At 64.9% G+C, this 20,273-nt stretch carries 19 protein-coding genes and 1 pseudogene; 2 read left to right on the top strand and 18 right to left on the bottom strand.

All coding sequences use genetic code 11. The features are described from left to right. Positions 1-236: 236 nt before the first annotated feature. The 16 genes from dtd to hutC all read right to left on the bottom strand — a co-directional run bounded on the left by dtd (position 237) and on the right by hutC (position 16,498). Complete coding sequence (dtd, locus tag AC0SZ7_RS16980) at positions 237-674, bottom strand: D-aminoacyl-tRNA deacylase (RefSeq protein ID WP_475505455.1); 438 nt, start codon at positions 672-674, stop codon at positions 237-239. Further along, on the bottom strand, positions 671-1,642 hold the full coding sequence (gene pip / locus AC0SZ7_RS16985) for a prolyl aminopeptidase (RefSeq protein WP_475505456.1): 972 nt from the start codon (positions 1,640-1,642) through the stop codon (positions 671-673). Before pip ends, dtd begins: the two co-directional genes overlap by 4 nt. Positions 1,643-1,775: 133 nt before the next feature. After that, on the bottom strand, positions 1,776-2,909 hold the full coding sequence (gene srmL, locus AC0SZ7_RS16990; RefSeq protein ID WP_475505457.1) for a PheS-related mystery ligase SrmL: 1,134 nt from the start codon (positions 2,907-2,909) through the stop codon (positions 1,776-1,778). Between the two features lie 199 nt (positions 2,910-3,108). Then, positions 3,109-3,918, bottom strand: a complete 810-nt coding sequence (gene hutG / locus AC0SZ7_RS16995; protein ID WP_475505458.1) for an N-formylglutamate deformylase — start codon at positions 3,916-3,918, stop codon at positions 3,109-3,111. After that, entirely contained in the window at positions 3,911-5,134 is a 1,224-nt protein-coding gene (gene hutI / locus AC0SZ7_RS17000) for an imidazolonepropionase (protein WP_475505459.1), read from the bottom strand. The genes hutG and hutI overlap by 8 nt, the downstream gene beginning before the upstream one ends. Beyond that, complete coding sequence (hutH, locus tag AC0SZ7_RS17005) at positions 5,134-6,669, bottom strand: histidine ammonia-lyase (protein WP_475505460.1); 1,536 nt, start codon at positions 6,667-6,669, stop codon at positions 5,134-5,136. Before hutH ends, hutI begins: the two co-directional genes overlap by 1 nt. Positions 6,670-6,681: 12 nt before the next feature. Beyond that, positions 6,682-7,491: a quaternary amine ABC transporter ATP-binding protein gene (locus AC0SZ7_RS17010; RefSeq protein WP_416422018.1), complete on the bottom strand. Its 810-nt coding sequence runs from the start codon at positions 7,489-7,491 to the stop codon at positions 6,682-6,684. Continuing rightward, a complete protein-coding gene (locus AC0SZ7_RS17015; protein WP_475505461.1) occupies positions 7,488-8,339 on the bottom strand; it encodes an ABC transporter permease in 852 nt (283 codons plus the stop codon). Before AC0SZ7_RS17015 ends, AC0SZ7_RS17010 begins: the two co-directional genes overlap by 4 nt. A gap of 16 nt (positions 8,340-8,355) precedes the next feature. Continuing rightward, complete coding sequence (locus tag AC0SZ7_RS17020; RefSeq protein ID WP_475505462.1) at positions 8,356-9,822, bottom strand: purine-cytosine permease family protein; 1,467 nt, start codon at positions 9,820-9,822, stop codon at positions 8,356-8,358. 27 nt (positions 9,823-9,849) lie between these two features. Beyond that, positions 9,850-10,641: an ABC transporter ATP-binding protein gene (locus AC0SZ7_RS17025; RefSeq protein ID WP_027979857.1), complete on the bottom strand. Its 792-nt coding sequence runs from the start codon at positions 10,639-10,641 to the stop codon at positions 9,850-9,852. Positions 10,642-10,658: 17 nt separating this feature from the next. Further along, on the bottom strand, positions 10,659-11,396 hold the full coding sequence (locus AC0SZ7_RS17030; protein ID WP_475505463.1) for an ABC transporter permease: 738 nt from the start codon (positions 11,394-11,396) through the stop codon (positions 10,659-10,661). Positions 11,397-11,411: 15 nt separating this feature from the next. After that, positions 11,412-12,134 (bottom strand): ABC transporter permease, encoded by a 723-nt coding sequence (locus AC0SZ7_RS17035; protein WP_475505464.1) that lies wholly within the window; start codon positions 12,132-12,134, stop codon positions 11,412-11,414. A 63-nt stretch (positions 12,135-12,197) separates the two neighbouring features. Then, on the bottom strand, positions 12,198-13,055 hold the full coding sequence (locus tag AC0SZ7_RS17040; protein WP_475505465.1) for a transporter substrate-binding domain-containing protein: 858 nt from the start codon (positions 13,053-13,055) through the stop codon (positions 12,198-12,200). 180 nt (positions 13,056-13,235) lie between these two features. Continuing rightward, entirely contained in the window at positions 13,236-14,915 is a 1,680-nt protein-coding gene (gene hutU / locus AC0SZ7_RS17045) for a urocanate hydratase (protein WP_475505466.1), read from the bottom strand. A 309-nt stretch (positions 14,916-15,224) separates the two neighbouring features. After that, positions 15,225-15,791: a HutD/Ves family protein gene (locus tag AC0SZ7_RS17050; RefSeq protein ID WP_475505467.1), complete on the bottom strand. Its 567-nt coding sequence runs from the start codon at positions 15,789-15,791 to the stop codon at positions 15,225-15,227. Then, a complete protein-coding gene (hutC, locus tag AC0SZ7_RS17055; RefSeq protein WP_416427524.1) occupies positions 15,788-16,498 on the bottom strand; it encodes a histidine utilization repressor in 711 nt (236 codons plus the stop codon). The genes AC0SZ7_RS17050 and hutC overlap by 4 nt, the downstream gene beginning before the upstream one ends. Positions 16,499-16,653: 155 nt before the next feature. Between hutC and AC0SZ7_RS17060 the strand changes: the two genes are divergently transcribed. Beyond that, positions 16,654-18,018, top strand: a complete 1,365-nt coding sequence (locus tag AC0SZ7_RS17060; RefSeq protein WP_475505468.1) for a formimidoylglutamate deiminase — start codon at positions 16,654-16,656, stop codon at positions 18,016-18,018. An 87-nt stretch (positions 18,019-18,105) separates the two neighbouring features. Here the strand turns inward: AC0SZ7_RS17060 and AC0SZ7_RS17065 are convergent, their stop codons facing one another. After that, complete coding sequence (locus AC0SZ7_RS17065; protein ID WP_475505469.1) at positions 18,106-18,663, bottom strand: lipocalin family protein; 558 nt, start codon at positions 18,661-18,663, stop codon at positions 18,106-18,108. Beyond that, on the bottom strand, positions 18,660-18,914 hold the full coding sequence (gene bamE, locus AC0SZ7_RS17070) for an outer membrane protein assembly factor BamE domain-containing protein (RefSeq protein WP_416422008.1): 255 nt from the start codon (positions 18,912-18,914) through the stop codon (positions 18,660-18,662). The genes AC0SZ7_RS17065 and bamE overlap by 4 nt, the downstream gene beginning before the upstream one ends. A 322-nt stretch (positions 18,915-19,236) precedes the next feature. Here bamE and AC0SZ7_RS17075 point away from each other — a divergent pair. Next, positions 19,237-20,196, top strand: a pseudogene (locus AC0SZ7_RS17075) (HAMP domain-containing protein); the annotation flags it as partial. Positions 20,197-20,273: the final 77 nt, after the last annotated feature.

A 20,273-nucleotide genomic window follows, 5' to 3' on the forward strand; every position in this document is an offset into this window, starting at 1 on the left:
AACCAACGGCCAGCTGTCATGTGCCGGGTTGGCGAGCATTGTTCCGACTCCGAAAGGGCGCAATGATTCCCCAAACGGCAAAGACCAAGGCTCATGTCGGAACAAAATGGATCAACGAACGCTGATCGTCATGGCGCGAGATTATCCAGCAGCCCGCGTTACAACGCATCAGGGTTGGTAAACTTTTTATGCTACAAACTCACCGAAATTCGCGCAAATGAACGTTTTACCGCCACTTATGACTGTAACAGGAACGTAACCGGGCCATCGTTGACCAGGTGCACCTGCATGTCGGCGCCAAAACGGCCACCCGCCACGCCTTCGTGCTGCCCGCGTGCCTGTGCCAGCAGGTACTCGTACAACTCGGCGCCCAGTGCTGGCGGCGCCGCGGTGGAAAAGCTGGGGCGCATGCCGCTGCGCGTGTCGGCCGCCAGGGTGAACTGCGAAACCAGCAGCAGCCCGCCGCCCACATCCTTGAGCGAAAGATTCATCTTGCCCTGTGTATCGGCAAACACTCGATAGTTAAGCAGCTTGTGCAGAAGTTTGTCGGCGCTGGCGCGGGTATCTTCCGGCTCCACCGCCACCAGCACCATGAGGCCCTGGCCAATGGCGCCCACCACCTCGCCGCCCACTTCCACCCGGGCGCTGCTGACGCGTTGCAACAGCCCCTTCACGCTTCCTCCAGTGGCAGGTCCAGCAAACGCCGGGCCATCTGGTCACAGGCGCGTACCAGCGCGTCGGTGATGCCCGGCTCGGACGCTGCGTGGCCGGCATCGCGGATCACCTGCAGCTCGCTGTTGGGCCAGGCCTGGTGCAGTTCCCAGGCGTTGTCCAGCGGGCAGATGACGTCGTAGCGGCCGTGCACGATAACAGCTGGTAAGTGAGCGATTTTCGGTACGTCGCGAATCAGCTGGTCGGGTTCCAGGAACGCGTTGTGCTTGAAGTAGTGGCATTCGATACGGGCGATGGACAGCGCCCGCTGCGGCTCCGAGAAACGGTCGACCACCAGCGGGTTCGGGCGCAGGGTGGCCGTGCGGCCTTCCCAGGTGGACCAGGCCTTGGCCGCATGCATCTGGGCGATCTGGTCGTTGCCGGTCAGGCGCTTGTGGAAGGCGGTGAGCAGGTCGCCCCGCTCGTCTGCTGGGATCGGCGCCACGTAGTCCTGCCAGTAGTCGGGGAACAGGCGGCTGGCGCCCGCCTGGTAAAACCATTCGATTTCCTGCGGGCGGCACAGGAAGATGCCGCGCAGCACCAGGCCCAGCACGCGCTCGGGGTGGGTTTGCGCGTAGGCCAGCGCCAGGGTGGAACCCCAGGAGCCGCCGAACAGCACCCACTTGTCGATGCCCAGGTGCTCGCGAATGCGCTCCATGTCCGCCACCAGGTCCCAGGTGGTGTTGTTTTCCAGGCTGGCGTGGGGGGTGGAACGGCCGCAGCCGCGCTGGTCGAAGGTGACGATGCGGTAGATATTGGGGTCGAAATAGCAGCGGCTCTGGGCGTCACAGCCGGCGCCGGGGCCACCGTGGATGAACAACACCGGCAGGCCCTCGGGCGAACCACTCTCGTCGACATACAGCACATGCGGCTCTTGCACGGCCAGATCGTGCCGGGCGTAGGGTTTGATCTGCGGGTACAAAGTCTGCATTGCACGCTCCGTAAGGGTATTGGGTCATCCCTGCTGGGACTTCTGTCATAAGTGCCGTCAGGCATCATAAACCCGAATCGCTTACAGATCATGCCCCCATGATGTCGGGGGGCATTGCGGGCGCGGGTGCAGCTCAACGCTCAAGCCGGTAACTGCCGCCAGGCGTGCCCTCGTGCAGGGTGTTCTCCAGTACATCGTAGAGGCCATTGGCCTGCTCTACCGTCAGTGATTGCGAGGCATCGCGCAAGGTGATGCGCAGCAGCAGGTTTTCCTGCCCGGGCACCATGCCCAGCTGCTCGACGGCCGCCGGCGGCAGCTCGCTGATGGGCCAGCGGCCCTTCAGGGTAATTTCCTCGACCCAGCTTGCGCACGGGCCGGCGGCATGCAGGGTTAGTTCGGTGAGCACTTCCAGGCTGTGGCCGGCGCGCATGGCCACGCAAATATCGCGGGTGATGCCCGGCACCCGCGACATTGGCCGCCAGGGCAGCAGGTCGTGCATCTGTACCGCCACCCGCTCGTTGGGGTCGCGCAGCAGGCGAATGTCGGGAATGCCCTTGCACAGCATGGTCAGGCGGTCCAGGCCCATGCTCAGCGCCAGGCCACCGTGGCGCGCAGGGTCGATGCCCAGCTGCTCCAGCAGCGATTTGGCGATGCAACCACCGGTCATGACCTCCACCGCCCGGTCATCCTTGATCACGTTTACCTGCACGCCACGCTCGGTGTAGGGCTGCGCGCGCTCGCGGTGCAGCCAGCGCTGGTCGGGAATGGTCGCATCCAGAATATCGCCCACCAGCCGCAACAGCTGCTGGCGGCTGGACAGGTGCGGCGCGCCCAGCACCCAGACGTCCATCTGGTGCGGTTCGGCGCAATGCCAGCGGTCGCGGATATCGCGGCGGAAGGTGATGCCGGGCGCGGCCAGCAGCAGCGTTTCCCCCGGCCAGCGCTTGGCGGCTGCGGCGCGCAAGGCGGCCGGTAGCAGGCAGGTGGTATGGGTGCGCAGCAATTTCTGGCTGTCTACCCAGCGTGCCCGTTCACTGTGCTGGATCAGCGCTTCGCGGCTGTAGCCCAGCAGCCCGTAGTTGTCCTGTGGCGACACCACCTTGGGCCCGCGCAACGGCGTCGCTGCCGGCCAGCCTCGGCGCTGCAGGCTCTTGAGCACCAGCTCGGCGGTCATCCCCACCGCATGGGCTTCGAACGGGTCGGTCAGGTCAGGCTTGAGCAGCGCCTGTTCGAGCAGCAGCGGTGTGATGTAGCGATTGACGGCCATGCCGGTACCCCACTTCCATTTGAGAAGAATGCGGGGGCCAACGTACCGGGGGTGGGGGCGCGGCTCAATGCGAAACCACGGCGGGGGCGTATTTTCAGAATTGGACTACGGATGCGTCCTACAGGAGCGTGCCAATGGCTGGACGCGGCCTTGCGGCCGCTGCTACGACGGTCCCCCGTAGCAGCTGCCGCAGGCGGCGTCAGGAACGCTGCGGTGCGCTGGTGCGCCCCCAATCAAGCAGGGTTTCCAGCAACGCTTTCAGCACCACCTGCGTTGGCGCCGCCAGGTCTTCGCGGTAGTTGAACGGCTCGAACTCTTCCATGTACGTGCTCTGCGCCAGCTCCAGCTGCACCGCATGGATTTTGTTGGCCGGGTCGCCGAAGTGGCGGGTGATATGCCCGCCCTTGAAGCGCCCGTTGAGCACGTGGGTGTAGGCGCCGAAGCCTGCACACACGCCTTCCAGGCGGCGGGCCAGTTCCGGGTCGCAGCTGGCGCCATTGAAGGTGCCGAGGTTGAAGTCCGGCAAGCGCCCGTCGAACAGGTGTGGCACCTGGGAGCGGATGGAGTGCGCGTCCCACAGCAGCGCATAGCCGAACTCGTCGCGCAGGCGCGCCAGTTCCTGGGTGATGGTGCGGTGGTACGGGCCCCAGATCTCTTCCAGGTAGCGCTGGCGCTCGGCGTCGGAGGGCACCTGCCCTTCGCGGAACAACGGCACGCCGTCGAACAGGGTTTCGGGGTACAGGCCGGTGGTGGCGCCGGCGTACAGCGGTTTGTTGTCCGACGGCCGGTTGAGGTCGATGACGAAGCGCGAGTATTCGGCGGCCACCACGCTGGCGCCCAACTCATCGGCGAAGTCGTACAGGCGCGGAATGTGCCAGTCGGTGTCCGGCAGGCTTTGCGCCTCGTCGATCAGGCCGCTTTTCACGGCCGGGGTCAGGCGCAGGCCGGCATGGGGCATGCTGATCAGCAGCGGCACGCGGCCGCGCTTGAAGGTCAGGACGTTATCCACGGTGCAATTCTCCAACAGTGACTTCCACGCCGTGACGCACGACGCGCTTGTTCAATTCGCCGCCCAGCCAATAGGCCAGGTCAGCCGGGCGCTCGATGTCCCAGGCGACGAAGTCGGCGACCTTGCCCACTTCCAGCGAACCATGGCTGGCGCCCAGGCCCAGGGCCTTGGCCGCGTGCAGGGTGGCACCGGCCAAGGCTTCCTCGGGGGTCATGCGGAACAGCGTGCAGGCCATGTTCAGCATCAACCGCACCGACAGCGCCGGCGAGGTGCCGGGGTTGAGGTCGCTGGCAATGGCGATGGCCACGCCATGCTTGCGCAGGGCGTCCATGGGCGGCAGCTGGGTCTCGCGCAGGAAGTAGAACGCGCCCGGCAGCAGCACCGCCACGGTGCCGGCGGCGGCCATGGCCCGGCAGTCGTCTTCGGTCATGAATTCCAGGTGGTCGGCCGACAGCGCCTGGTAGCGCGCAGCCAGGCTGGAACCGTTCAGCGACGACAGTTGCTCGGCGTGCAGCTTCACCGGGATACCCAGCTCGCGCGCCTTGCGGAAGACTTTTTCCACCTGCGCCGGCGAGAACGCCAGGTATTCACAGAAGGCGTCCACGGCGTCCACCAGGCCCTCGGCCGCCAGCGCTGGCAGCATTTCGTCGCAGATGTGGGCGATGTAGTCGTCGGCGCGGTCCTTGTATTCAGGCGGCAGCGCGTGGGCCGCCAGGCAGGTGGCGCGCACGCTCACCGGCAGCGCCTCCCCCAGGCGGCGGATAACCCGCAGCATCTTGCGCTCGCTGGCCAGGTCCAGGCCGTAGCCGCTCTTGATTTCCACGGTGGTCACCCCGTCACGCAGCAGGCTGGCCAGGCGCTTGCGGGCGCTGCCGAACAGCTCGTCCTCGCTGGCGGCGCGGGTGGCACGCACGGTGCTGGCAATGCCGCCGCCGGCCGCAGCGATCTCGGCGTAGCTGACGCCCTGCAGGCGCTGTTCGAATTCACCGCTGCGGTTGCCGCCAAACACCGTGTGGGTGTGGCAGTCGATCAGCCCAGGGGTAACCCAGGCGCCGCCCAGGTCGATGATCGCCACGCCCTCCCCCACCAGCGCTTCGCTGCGCGGGCCGATCCAGTGAATAGTGCCGCCGGAGGTAAGGATGGCGGCGTCTTCGATGATCGAGTATTTGCCGTGGGCCATGGTCGCCACATGGCAGTGCTGCCACAGGGTTTTCATCACAGAGTCTCCTGGAACAATTCGGGGAAGGTGCGGCCCAGCAGCGCTGGGTCCTTGAGGATGGCGGCGCTGGCGGCGATGTCCGGCGCCAGCCAGCGGTCCTGGTCGTAGGGCAGGATGCGTTCGCGCAGCAGGCGCCAGGCGGTGTCGGTGCCGGCGCCAAAACGCAGGTCCTTGAGGAATTCGAAGGCCTGGGCCGCCAGCAGGTACTCGATGGCGAGGATCTGTGTGCAGTTCTCCAACGCCCGGTGCAGCTTGAGCGAGGCGTTGGTGCCCATGCTCAGGTGGTCTTCCTGCAGGCCCGAGGTCACGTAGTTATCCACAACCGCAGGCTGTGCCAATTGGCGGTTTTCGGCGCACAGCGAGGCGGCCACGTACTGCACGATCATCATCCCCGAGTTCACCCCCGGCTGGCTGACCAGGAACGCCGGCAGGCCGCTGACCAGCGGGTTGATCATGCGGTCCAGGCGGCGCTCGGCGATGGCGCCGATCTCGGCCACGGTAATCGCCAGCACGTCGGCGGCCATGGCCACCGACTGGCCGTGGGGGTTGGCCTGGGACATCACCCGGTAGTCCTCGGGGGTGCCCAGAAGCAGCGGGTTGTCGGTGGCCGAGTTGAGCTCGATCTCGATCTGCCGCGCCGCGTGCGCCAGCTGGTCGCGGGAGGCGCCGTGCACCTGCGGGATGGAGCGAATGCTCAGGGCGTCCTGGGTGCGGATGCCGCGGCTGCTGGCGATCACTTCGCTATCGGCCAGCAGCCAGCGCAGGTTTTTCGCCACCACCTGCATGCCGGGGTGCGGCTTGAGGCTGATGATGGCCGGGTCGAAGGCGTCGATCTGCCCGCGCAGGGCCTCGAAGCTCATGGCGCCGATCACGTCGGCCCAGCCGGTCAGGCGCCAGGCGTCGTCCAGGGCCAGGCAGCTGAGGCCGGTCATGCACGGCGTGCCGTTGACCAGGCACAGGCCGTCCTTGGCGCCGAGGATCACCGGCTGCAGGCCTTCGGCGGCGAAGGCCTGGGCGGCGTCGACGATCTGCCCGCGGTAGCTGACCGGGCCGATGCCCAGCAGGCCCACGCCGATGTGCGCCATGTGCGTCAGGTAGCCCACCGAGCCCTGGGACGGCACCTGCGGGGTAATGCCACGGTTGAGCAGCGCCAGCAGCGCTTCCACCACCTGGCGGTGCAGGCCGGACTTGCCCTGGCAGAAGTTGATGATGGCCGCACAGATAATCGCCCGGGTCTGCTCGTCGGTGAGCGGCTTGCCCACCCCGCAGGCATGGCTGAGCAGGGTATTGCGCGACAGCTGGCTGAGCTGCTCGTCCTGCAGCGACACGTTGCACAGCGCGCCCAGCCCGGTGTTGACGCCATAGGCGCGTTCACCGCTCTCGACGATGCGCTGGACAATGGCTTGGGCGTTATCAATACGCGCCCAGGCCTGCGGCGACAGCTCCAGGCGGGCGCCAAACCGCGCCACGGCGACCACATCCTGCCAACGCAAGCGTGCTTCGGCGATTACGACGTTTTCGGCCAACAACATCTACAACGCTCCTTAATAAGTGGCCACCCGGCGGCGAACGAAACGATCCACGTAGTCGTCGGCCGGGTGATGAAGAATGTCCTGCGCAGCGCCGACCTGAATCAGGCGGCCGTCGCGCAGGATGGCAATGCGGTTGCCCAGCCGGACAGCTTCGTCCAGGTCGTGGGTGATGAACACGATGGTCTTGTGCAGGCCTTGCTGCAGCGCCAGCAACTGGTCCTGCATTTCGGCGCGAATCAGCGGGTCGAGGGCGCTGAAGGCCTCGTCCATGAGAATGATCGGCGTGTCGGCCGCCAGCGCCCGCGCCAGCCCGACGCGCTGGCGCATGCCGCCCGACAATTGCGCCGGCCAGGCGTGTTCGTACCCCTGCAGGCCCACCGCGGCTATCCAGTGGGCGGCACGCTCGGCACACTGCTGGCGGCTTTCGCCCCGCACTTTCAGGCCATAGGCAACGTTTTCCAGCACGGTGCGGTGGGGCAGCAGGCCGAAGCTTTGAAACACCATGCTGACCTGGTGCCGGCGAAATTCGCGCAGGGCGCGGCGGTCGTAGCCGAGGATGTCCTGGCCATCGACCAGAATCTGCCCGCTGGTAGGATCGATCAGCCGGTTGAGGTGGCGCACCAGGGTCGACTTGCCCGAGCCCGACAGGCCCATGATCACGAAGATCTCGCCCGCCTCCACGGTCAGCGACAGGTCGTCGACGCCGATCACGCAGCCGGTGGCCGCCAGTATCTGCTCCTTGCTGGCGCCCTCGGCGCGCAGGGCCAGCGCCCGCTCGGGTTTCACCCCGAACACCTTGGACACGTTGCGCACCTCGATCATGACCGCACCTCGTGGCGCGGGCGGCCATAGGCCTGGGTGATGCGGTCGATGACCACCGCCAGGATGACAATCGCCAGCCCGGCTTCCAGGCCCAGGCCGATGTTCAAGGTCTGGATACCCACCAGCACGTCCTCGCCCAGGCCGCGCGCGCCGATCATCGAGGCGATGACCACCATCGACAGCGCCATCATGGTGGTCTGGTTGACCCCGGCCATGATGCTGGGCATGGCCAGCGGCAACTGCACCCCGAACAACTGCTGCCAGCGGCTGGCGCCGAACGCGTTGACCGCCTCCATCACCTCGCGGTCCACCTGGCGAATGCCCAGGCTGGTCAGGCGCACCAGCGGCGGTACGGCGTAGATCACCGTGGCGAAGATAGCCGGCACCTTGCCCAGGCCAAACAGCATCAACACCGGTATCAGGTACACGAAGCTGGGCAGCGTCTGCATGATGTCCAGCAGCGGCATCAGCACCGCGCGCAGGCGCTTGCTGCGCGCGGCCAGCACGCCCAGGGGAATGCCGATCAGCACCGAGATCACCGTGGCCACCAGCATCAGCGCCAGGGTTTGCAGCAGCTTGTCCCACAGCCCCACCGCGCCTACCAGAAACAGCAGCGCCATGATCACCAGCGCACTGAACAGCCGGCGCGTGGCGTGCAGGGCTATGCCCCCGACAATCAGCAGCAGCAACCACCAGGGCAGCAGGCGCAGGCCGCTTTCCAGGCGCACGATCAGCCACAGCAGCGAATCGGACACCTGCCGGAACAGATCGCCGTAGCGGGTCACCAGGGCGTCGACGCCACGGTTGACCCAGTCGGCGATGGAGAAGGTCAGGGTATCGGGGAACATGGGCGGCTCTCACACGTCAGAAGGTCCCCTGAGGTATAGCCTTCCCTGCTGCTGCCGGGGCTGCAGGCTGCTCGTCCGGCAGGATCAGGCGGTCTGGCACCGCGCCGTGCCAGCGCTTGGCCACCAGGTAATACAGCACCGCCGGCACCACCAGGCCGATGATCCAGGAAATGTCGGTGTCGCCCAGGCTGGCCACCAGCGGGCCGGTGTAGAAGTGGGTGGAGATGAACGGCATCTGGATCACCACACCGATCACGTAGATGGTGATGCCGGGGATGTTCCAGCGGCCGTAGCGGCCATCGGGGTTGGACAGCGCCGGAATGTCGTAGCGCTCTTTGGTGATGCAGTAAAAGTCCACCAGGTTGATGGCGCTCCAGGGCGTGAAGAACGCCAGCAGGAACAGGATGAAGGCCGAGAAGTCCTTGAGGAACGAGTCCTTGCCCAGCACCGCCAGCAGGGTGGCCATGCCCACCATCAGGAAAATGTAGGTCAGGCGCAGGGCGCTGGAGATATGGCGGTTGCCGCGGAAGCCACTGATGATGGTGGCGATGGACATGAAGCTGCCGTAGGCATTGAGCGTGGTGACGGTGACCTTGCCGAACGCCACGCTGAAGTACAGCAGCGCCGCGACCGCGCCGGTGCCGCCCAGGCCGACGATGAACGACACTTCGTGGTGGGCGAACTGCGCGCCAGCCAGGGCGGCGGCGAACACGCCGAACACCATGGACGCCTGCGCGCCGATCACCGCGCCCAGGCCCACGGCCCAGAAGGTGCCGGCCACCGAGGTCCTGCTCGGCAGGTAGCGCGAGTAGTCGGCCACGTACGGGCCGAAGGCGATCTGCCAGGACGCCGACAGGGAAATCGCCAGCAGGAAGCTGCTCAGGGAGAAGTGCTTGTTGCCCAGCAGCGCGCCAACGTCGTTGCCGGCCAGCAGGCGGTAGAACAGGTACATGAAGGCGATGACACCGAGCACGCTGGCGACGCGGCCGATCATGTGGATAACCCGGTAGCCGAAGATGGTCAGCACCACGATCAGGGCGGCGAAGATGACGATGCCTTGCCAGTCATCCACCTGCAGCAGCTGGGCGATGGCCTGCCCCGCCAGCAGCGAACCGCTGGCCGAGAAACCGATGTACATCAGGCACACCAGCACCAGCGGGATCACCGCGCCGTAGACGCCGAACTGCACCCGGCTGGAGATCATCTGCGGCAAGCCCAGGCGCGGGCCTTGCGCGGCGTGCAGGGCCATTACCCCGCCACCCAGCAGTTGACCGACGAACAAGCCCACCAGCGACCAGAACACATCGCCACCCAGCACCACGGCCAGGGCACCGGTGACAATGGCGGTGATCTGCAGGTTGGCGCCCAGCCACAGGGTGAACTGGCTGAATAACCGACCATGGCGCTCGGATTCGGGAATGTAGTCGATTGAGCGTTTTTCGATCAATGGCGTGCTTGCAGCACGGTCAACTGAACCAGCCATACAACGATCCTCAGGTTAGGTAGCGTTTTACTCGGCGTTGCGCTGTTGATGGCTGGAAACGAACTGGCGGAAACGCTCGGTCGGCAGGCCTTCGAACAATTCGGCGGGGGTGCCCTGGCAGTCGATCTGGCCGCCCTGCATGAACACCACGCGGTTGGAGACATGGCGCGCGAAGCCCATCTCGTGGGTGACCACCAGCATGGTGCGGCCCTCTTCGGCCAGCGAGCGCATCACCCGCAGCACCTCGCCCACCAGTTCCGGGTCGAGCGCCGAGGTAGGCTCGTCGAACAGCATCACCTGGGGGTTCATGGCCAGCGCCCGGGCGATGGCCACGCGCTGCTGCTGGCCGCCCGACAGGTGCGCCGGGTAGTAGTCGCGGCGCTCGTACAGGCCTACCTTGTGCAGCAGCTGTTCGGCCTCTTCCACGCATTCGGCGCGCGAGCGCTTGAGCACGCGCATCGGGCCTTCGATGACGTTCTGCAGCACGGTCATGTGCGACCACAGGTTGAAGCTCTGGAACACCATGCCCAGCTTGCTGCGCATGGCTTCCACCTGGCGGCGGTTGCCCGGCAGCAGGCGGCCGTCGCGGTGGCGCTTCATCTCGATGGCCTCGCCGTCGAGGACAATGCTGCCCTCGTCCGGGGTTTCCAGCAGGTTGATGCAGCGCAGGAAGGTACTTTTGCCCGAGCCGCTGGCGCCCAGGATGGAGATGACGTCGCCCTTGTGCGCGTCCAGGGAAATGCCCTTCAGCACCTGGGTTGCACCGAACGCCTTGTGAATATTGGCAACCGACAGGGCGGTCTGGAATTGAGTACTCATGACAAGCTCCGCTGCAATCAGGAATGGGTAGAGGCTTCAGGCGCAGGCACCACGGGCTGGCCCTGGGGCCGCTCGCGCAGGTGCGGCGACAGCCGATGCTCGATCCAGGCCACGGCCCGCACCACCAGGAAATTCAGCACCAGATAGATCAGCGCCGCGCAGATGAACACTTCCATGGTGCGGTAGGTGCGCTGGATGATCTGCTGGGCCACGCCGGTCACGTCCCACACGGTCACAAGACTCGCCAGGGCGGTGGACTTCACCAGCAGGATGGCCTCGGTGGAATAGGCCGGCAGCGCCTGGCGCAGGGTGACCGGGCCGATCACCCGGTACAGCAGGGTGAAGCGGTTCATGCCCACCGCCTGGCCGGCTTCGATCTGGCCGTGAGGCACGCTCTGCAGGCCGCCACGGATGATTTCCGCGGTGTAGCCGGCGGTGCACATGGCCAGCGACACCACGGCGCAGCCGTAGGGCGATTTCAGCACCACCCACAGGAAACTGTCGCGGATGGCCGGGAACTGGCCAAGGCCGTAGTAGATGAGGAACATCTGGATCAGCAGCGGCGTGCCGCGGAACAGCATGATGTAGAAGCGCGCCGGGTAGCTCAGGAACCACCAGCGGCTGACACGCATGGACACCACGCCCAGCGACAGGATCAGCCCCAGCAGCAGGGACGAGAAAAACAGCGTCAGCGTGGTGGGCAGCGCACCCAGCAGCTTGAGCATGGTGTCGGCGAGAAAGGCAAAGTCGATCATCACAATTCCCCTTTCTCAGGATTGGGCCGGGTTGCGGCGCTGGGTGCGCAGCACGCGGTTTTCGGCAATGTTGAACAGGCGCCCCGACAGGCCGGTGAGGATCAGGTAGCACACCCCGCCAACGATGTAGAACGTGAAGTACTGGCGGGTGGAGCCGGCGGCCACCTGGCTGGCGCGCATCAACTCGACCAGGCCGATGACCGAGATCAGTGCCGAGTCCTTGAGGCTCATCTGCCAGACGTTGCCCAGCCCCGGCAACGCGTAACGCCAGATTTGCGGGATGAGCACGCGGCGAATGCGCATGCCACGGCTCATGCCAATGGCCAGCGCCGCTTCCAGTTCGCCCTTGGCCACGGCGATGAACGCGCCACGGTAGACCTCGGCCTGGTACGACGCCGAGATCAGGCCCACGGCGATGGCGCCCACCAGGAACGGCGGCACGTCGACATAGCCCTGGCCACCGAACCAGTGATTGATGGCCGACACCACGCTGGCGCCGCCGAAGTAGAACAGGTAGATCACCAGCAGTTCAGGAATCCCTCTGAACAGGATCGAGTAGGCATCGCCCAGGTAGCGCACACTGCGCTGGCGCGAGAGTTTCGCCGCCGCCACCAGGCTGCCCACCAGGGCGCCGATCAGCAACGCCGCCAGGGTCAACAGCAAGGTCATGGCCGCTGCCTTGAGCAAGGCCATGCCCCAACCGGTGTCACCGAAGCTGAGCATCTGCAAGAGATTCATGAGGTTTTCCCACCACTGCAATCATTGAACACCCGGCGCCCGCAGGCGCCGGCCCCGCCACGCTTACGACTTGGGCGTAAGGTCGAGCTTGAACCACTTCTCGCTGAGCTTTTTCACCGTGCCGTCGGCCAGCGCCTCTTTCAGCGCGGCGTCGAACTTGGCCTTCAGGTCCGCATCGGCCTGGCGGAAGCCCAGGGCCTCGCCTTCGCCCCAGATCGGGCCGCCGATTTGCGGGCCGGTGTAGGCCAGGTTCTTGTTCTCGTCCTTGGCTTTCAGCGAGTCGAGGAAGGTCACGTCGTCGAACGCCACGTCGATACGCCCGGCCTGCAGGTCGAGGATGGTGTCCGCCGAGGCGTTGTATTCGCGGATGGTGGCGACGTCCTTGAAGTGGTCGTCGATGAAGGGGGTGTAGATGGTGCCCGAGGCGATACCGATGGTTTTGCCCTTCAGGGCCTTGCGCAGGCCTTCGATGGCTTCGCCAATCTGCTTCTCGTCGGTGCCCAGGGTAATTTCGTTGGCCCCGCCCGGCTTGCCTGGCAGCACGTTGGCGTCCAGGGCAACGAAGCTTGCCGGGGTGCGCGCGTAGGGAATGGAGAAGGCCATGACTTTCTTGCGGTCTTCGGTGATGACCACGGCGTCCATCAGCACGTCGAACTTGCCGGCGTTGAGGCTGGCGATCATGCCATCCCAGTTCTGCACCGAGATGTTGCACGTAAGCTTCATGCGCTGGCAGAGAATTTCCATCAGCTCGGGCTCGAAGCCGCTGATCTTGCCGCCAGGCAGGGTCACGTTCCAGGGCTCGTAGGAGCCTTCGGTCGCGATGTTGACCGAGGTCCATTCCTTGGCCTGCGCCAGCGGCAAGCCCGCCAGCAATACTGCGCCCAGGGCCAATGAACCCAACAAGCTGAATTTCTGCGCCATCGTTAACCTTCCTGCAAAGTCGAATGAGAGAAAGTGTTACTAGCCCGCACCAGGCAATCACCTATGCTTGTACATACAAGCAATTTGGAAGCCAATCTCAGGATTGTGGGAGCTGGCTTGCCAGCGAGCTTTTGGGGGCCCTGAAAAGCTCGCTGGCAAGCCAGCGCCCACACCTGTTGATCAGCCTTTGATCATAGGCAGGTTCAGGCCCTGCTCCTTGGCGCAGTCAATGGCGATCTGGTAGCCGGCATCGGCGTGGCGCATGACGCCGGTGGCCGGGTCGTTGTGCAGCACGCGGGCGATGCGCTCGGCGGCTTCATCGGTGCCGTCGCAGACGATGACCATGCCCGAGTGCTGGCTGAAGCCCATGCCCACGCCGCCGCCGTGGTGCAACGACACCCAGGTAGCGCCGCTGGCGGTGTTCAGCAGGGCGTTCAGCAGCGGCCAGTCGGACACGGCGTCGCTGCCGTCCTGCATGGCTTCGGTTTCGCGGTTGGGGCTGGACACCGAACCCGAGTCCAGGTGGTCGCGGCCGATCACTACCGGGGCCGACAACTCGCCGCGGCGGACCATTTCGTTGAACGCCAGGCCCAGCTTGGCGCGCTGGCCCAGGCCAACCCAGCAGATACGCGCCGGCAGGCCCTGGAAGCTGATGCGCTCGCGCGCCATGTCCAGCCAGTTGTGCAGGTGGTCGTCGTCGGAGATCAGTTCCTTGACCTTGGCGTCGGTCTTGTAGATGTCCTCGGCGTCACCCGACAGCGCAGCCCAGCGGAATGGGCCGATGCCGCGGCAGAACAGCGGGCGGATGTAGGCCGGCACAAAGCCTGGGAAGTCGAAAGCGTTGGCCACGCCCTCTTCCTTGGCCATCTGGCGGATGTTGTTGCCGTAGTCGAAGGTGGGGATGCCCTGCTTCTGGAAGTCGAGCATGGCTTGCACGTGCACGGCCATCGACTGCTTGGCGGCTTTCACCACGGCGGCCGGGTCGGTCTGGGCGCGGTCACGGTACTGCTCCCAGGTCCAGCCGGCGGGCAGGTAGCCGTTCAGCGGGTCGTGGGCGCTGGTCTGGTCGGTGACCATGTCCGGGCGCACGCCGCGCTTCACCAGTTCCGGCAGGATCTCGGCAGCGTTGCCCAGCAGGGCGATGGAGATGGCCTTGCCTTCGGCGGTGTACTTGGCGATGCGCGCCAGGGCGTCGTCCAGGTCGCTGGCCTGCTCGTCGACGTAGCGGCTGGCCAGGCGGAAATCAATGCGGCTCTGCTGGCATTCGATGTTCAGCGAGCTGGCACCGGCCAGGGTTGCGGCCAGCGGCTGCGCGCCGCCCATGCCGCCCAGGCCGGCGGTCAGTACCCACTTGCCCTTGAGGCTGCCGTTGTAGTGCTGGCGGCCGGCTTCGACGAAGGTTTCGTAGGTGCCCTGGACGATGCCCTGGCTGCCGATGTAGATCCAGCTGCCGGCGGTCATCTGGCCGTACATGGCCAGGCCCTTGGCGTCCAGTTCGTTGAAGTGTTCCCAGTTGGCCCAGTGCGGCACCAGGTTGGAGTTGGCGATCAGCACGCGCGGGGCGTTGCTGTGGGTCTTGAACACGCCTACCGGCTTGCCCGACTGCACCAGCAGGGTTTCGTCGTCATTGAGGTGGGTCAGGCTCTCGACGATCTTGTCGTAGCACTCCCAGTTGCGCGCCGCACGGCCGATGCCGCCGTACACCACCAATTCCTTGGGGTTCTCGGCCACTTGCGGGTCGAGGTTGTTCATCAGCATGCGCAGCGGCGCTTCTGTCAGCCAGCTCTTGGCGGTCAGCTTGGTACCGCGGGCGGCACGAATTTCAACGTCACGGAATTTGTTTTGGGCATTGTCAGTCACGTACGAGACTCCTCAGCATGTGAGTGCACTGATCCGTGCACGTATTTACTTGTATGTACAAGCATATGCAATTGAGTTGCCAAGTTTGCGGCGCGCGACTTGTTCCGAGGGCAGAAAGCAGGTGGGAAGCGGGTTGCGAGGCGATGAAAAAAAATTTCGAGGCGTTTGGCGGCTTGGCCATTCGCCCGTTCGAGTGGGAATTTTGCGCCCCTATGGGGCAATCGGTAACAAAATAGTGCAGCCCCGCAGTAACCGTAGCAGCTGCCGAAGGCTGCGTCCGGCCGCAGCCCAAGATTACGGGGGCAGGTATTAGAGCGGGGAGATTTCGATCAGGCAGCAGTGACCATCGATGGTCAGCTCGGTGAGAGCGGCGGTTTCGATTTGCAGGCAATCGTACAGGCCGAGGATTTGCGTGTTGGCGCCAGCCTTGACGGTCAGCGCGTCTGCCACGCTGAACACCAACACCGTATGCGCCGCGCTGAACAGCCGTTGCGGCGCTTCCAGCCATTGCACACGGGCGCGGTAACGGGCCGGCGCGTAGATCAGGTTGAAGTCGCGAATAGCGCCGCCCACCAGGGCGCAAGACACGGCGCTGTCACCCTTGAAGGCAAAGGCATCGAACGGCTGCAGCTCGCGGCTGGCTTCACCGTCCACGGTCAGCACCATGCCTGCGCCCTGCAGCACGGTGATCACCCGCTGGTAGCCGGCGAAGCTTGAAAAGCCGCCCGACTCGCCGATGTCGGCGATCGACAGGCGCCAGCCGAAACCATCCAGGCCGTCGCCGCCGTCACGGGTGATTTCCTCGGTGCTGCCACCGCCGTTCTTCCACGGCATACGCGGGTAACCGGCGGCGCGCAGGTGCTTGATGCTGTTCATTTGCTGAACCTTCCTTCCAGGCGGTGACGGGAGCCGGGGTGGATAAGCCGCGCGGCCGTTACCGGCGTGCGCCCCGACCAGGTGCGGCGGCGAATCAGCAGGCAAGGCTCGCCCGGCTCAATCTGCAGCAGCTTGCACTCCGACGGATCAGCCAGGATGGCTTCAACTACGTGCTCACCCTCGGTCAGCGGGGCCACCCTGGACAGGTAAGCGTAGGGCGTTTCCTGGGTAAAGTCCTGCTTGAGGTAGTCCGGCGCCACCACCGCGTTCACGTAGCGGTCTTCGATCTGCACGGCGATGTCGTTCTCGAAATGCACGATCAGCGAGTGGAATACCTTCTGCCCTTCGCGCATGTCCAGCGCCAGCGCGCGCTCGGAACCAGCGGCTTCCTCCGCCAGCATGATCACCTGGCAGCGGTGGCGGTGGCCGCGCGAGGCAATTTCATCGGCGATGTTGTGCACCTCGAACAGCGCCGACTGGCTCTTGGGCTCGGCCACAAAGGTGCCTACGCCCTGCATGCGTACCAGCAGCCCTTCGGCGGTGAGTTCGCGCAGGGCGCGGTTGATGGTCATGCGGCTGAAACCCAACTGGGTAACCAGCTCGCTTTCGGACGGCACACGATGGTGCGGCGGCCAGGTGCCGTTCTGGATTTGCCCGGCGATCATCTGTTTGACGCGGGCATAGAGCGGTGCCGGACTTTCGCCCATCTGGGCAACCAGTGGAGAAACTACGGGCGGAGTCGACACGGGAAATCCTTCTGTTAAGCCAATCTGAAACGATAGATGGATAGCTTGCCGCAGTTTACCGGGCAGGCAAACGTCTGTATATGTATATACAAATAAACCTGATGAGGTAAGTGTCGATGTCCGCTTTCTTTGCCGAACGTGCGTTGTTGCCCACCGGTTGGGCCGAAAAGGTCCGCATCGAGGTGGGCGCCGACGGCCTGATCACCCAGCTGCAGGCCAACGCCAGTGCCGAGAATGCCACGCCTCTGAAGGGCCCGCTGCTGCCGGGCATGCCCAACCTGCACTCCCACGCTTTCCAGCGCGCCATGGCCGGCCTTGCCGAAGTGGCGGGCAACCCCAACGACAGTTTCTGGACCTGGCGCGACCTGATGTACCGCCTGGTTGGCAAGATCAGCCCCGAGCAGTTGGGCGTCATCGCCCGCCAGCTGTACATCGAGATGCTCAAGGCCGGCTACACCGCCGTGGCCGAATTCCACTACGTGCACCATGACCAGCAAGGCAAGGCTTATGGCGACCCGGCCGAGCTGTCACGGCAGATCAGCCAGGCGGCGGCCAGCAGCGGTATCGGCCTGACCCTGCTGCCGGTGCTGTACAGCCACTCCGGTTTCGGCGGGCAGGCACCGAACGATGGCCAGCGCCGGTTCATCAACAGCACCGACGCCTACCTTGCGCTGCAACAGCGCCTGGCGCCGATACTTGCCGAGCAACCGGCGCAGCGCCTGGGCCTGTGCTTCCACTCGCTGCGCGCGGTTACCCCGCAGCAGATCAACCAGGTGCTGGCCGCCAGCGACCCGGGTGCGCCGGTGCATATCCACATCGCCGAGCAGATGAAAGAGGTCAACGACTGCCTGGCCTGGAGCGGCAAGCGCCCGCTGCAATGGCTGTACGACAACGTACCGGTGGATGAACGCTGGTGCCTGGTGCACGCCACCCACGCCGATGCCGACGAAGTACGGCGCATGGCCCAGAGCCGCGCCGTGGCCGGGCTGTGCCTGACCACCGAGGCCAACCTGGGCGATGGTATTTTCCCGGCCGTGGACTTCCTGGCCCAGGGCGGGCGTATGGGCATCGGCTCCGACAGCCATGTGTCGCTCAGCGTGGTAGAGGAACTGCGTTGGCTGGAATACGGCCAGCGCCTGCGCGACCAGCGCCGCAACCGCCTGTACGGCGCCGAGCAGCCCATGGTCGGCCGCACGCTTTACGACGCTGCCCTGCAGGGCGGCGCCCAGGCGCTGGGGCAGGCCATCGGTGAACTGCGCGTGGGCAGCCGCGCCGACTGGCTGGTGCTGGATGGCGACGACCCGTACCTGGCCACCGCCAGCGGCGACGGCATTCTCAACCGCTGGCTGTTTGCCGGCGGTGACCGCCAGGTGCGTGATGTGTGGGTAAACGGCAAGCAGGTGGTCAGTGACGGCCTGCATGCGCAAGAGCGCGAAAGCGCAACGGCTTTCGCTCAGGTGCTACGCGACCTTCTCGCCTGACCCCCGCCTTAATCTGTGTGGGAGCTGGCTTGCCAGCGAGCTTTCAGGCCCCAACAGCTCGCTGGCAAGCCAGCTCCCACAGGCTATTTATTTGCGCCAGATCAGCTTGGTGGTGTCATAGCCCTGCTGCTGCGCCTTGGCCAGCAGCTCTTCACGCACCTCGCGCGACACGGTCGGTGTGCGCGACAGCAGCCACAGGTACTTGCGGTCCGGGTTGCCGACGATGGCGTGCTTGTAGTCGTCGCTCACGTACAGCACCCAGTAGTCGCCCTTGGCCACGCCCGGCAGGATCTTCGAGAACCAGTTGTCGAACACCACCCACAACTTGTCGGTTTTGCCCGGCACCTGCGGTGACGCGGTGCCGGTGGCTTCTTCCCACTCGCCGCTGGCGGTGCGGCAGCGGTTGAGCACGGCAATGTTGCCGTCAGGCTTGAGGCGGTAGTGCGCCTCGGACTGCACGCAATTGCGCTGGAAGAACATGGGCAGGCGCGCCAGTTCGTACCAGGTACCCTGGTAACGCTTGAGGTCGACCTGGTCCACGGTGCGCGGCGCCAGCGGGTCAGTGGCCTTGTTGGCGCAGCCGGCCAGCAGCGCACCTGCCGCCATGCCGCCCAGCAGCATGGCCACCATCTTCAAACGGCTCATTTCAGGCCCTGCCCGGAATACATGACCACTTTGTCACCGGCGTACTGCACGCTGATGAAGCTGTTCTTGTCACCCCAGGTGCAGCTGGACATGCCCAGCGCGCCGGAGCAATCGGTGGGGCTGCCCAGCAGCTTCTCGATTTCAGGTTTGGTCATGCCCGCCTTGATCTGCGAATAGTTTTCCTGGTTGATCTTGTTGCATGCGGCAAGCAACACGCAGAACGACAACAGGGCGAGGGAACGCAAAGACATGAAAGGTCACTCCTGGACAGTAGTGCCGGCTTGGCTGCCAGCTAGAGCTTAGAAGAGAAAATCGCGTTCTGGTTCCCGGCCGCCTTGGGCATTTATGCCAGCCCCGCCCTGCCCGCCGGTCAACTCACCAAACCGTACATTAATCTTCACGTTTTTTCGGCCGACAGTAGATAGCGCTATCTGCGTGTATCTGGCAGATTGCCACCCCCCGTTTGATCAGCCCCTTTGCGTACAGATCACCCCAATGACAAAAAACCTGAAATTCAGCCACAAGATCCTGATCGCGGCCGCCCTCATCGTTGCCCTGGCGTTCTCGTGCTTCATGGCATTCAACGACTATCGCCAACGGGCGACGTTGCATGAAAACACCGAAGCCTCGATGAAGCAGCTGGGCCTGTTGACCACCAGCAACATCCAGACGTGGCTGGAAAGCCGCATCCAATTGCTGCAGTCCCTGGGCCAGCAAGTGGCAGTGGATGGCGACTCGGCGCCAAGCCTGGCGCGCAGCGTGGGCTTGCCGGCGTACTCCAGCAACTTCCAGCTGACCTACTTCGGCGGCCAGAACGGCGTGATGTTCTCGGTGCCTGCGGGCAACCGCGCGGCTGACTACGACCCGCGCCAGCGCGGCTGGTTCAAGGCGGCCAACACTGCCCAGCAGACCATCGTCACCGAACCCTACATCGCCGCCTCCTCGGGCAAGTTGGTGATCACCATCGCTACCCCGGTGCGCCATGACAACCAGTTCATCGGCGTGGCCGGTGCGGACATTGACCTGACCAGCATCAGCGACATCATCAACTCGCTGAACTTTGGCGGCCATGGCCATGCCTTCATCGTCACCGGCGACGGCAAGATCCTGATCCACCCGGACGTCAAGCTGGACCTCAAGAACCTTGCGGAAGCTTATCCACAAGGCGCGCCGCAGGTGTCGCCGGGCCTCAAGGAAGTTGAAGTCAATGGCAAGACCCAGTTCATCTCCTTCACCCGCGTAAACGGCGTGCCGTCGGCCGACTGGTACGTGGCGCTGGTGCTGGACAAGGACGCGGCCTACGCCATGCTCGGCGAGTTCCGCAATTCGGCGCTGGTGGCCACGGTGATTGCCGTGGTGATCATCATCGCCCTGCTGGGTCTGCTGATTCGCGTGCTGATGGAGCCGCTGCACGTGATGGGCCGCGCCATGCATGACATCGCCGAAGGCGAAGGCGACCTGACCAAGCGCCTGGTGATCCACGCCAACGACGAATTCGGCACCCTGGCGCAATCGTTCAACCGCTTCGTGGAGCGCATTCACGAGTCCATTCGCGAGGTGTCCTCGGCCACGGGCCGCGTCAACGAGGTAGCCCTGCAGGTGGTCAGCGC

Source organism: Pseudomonas sp. JC1203, from assembly GCF_056175065.1.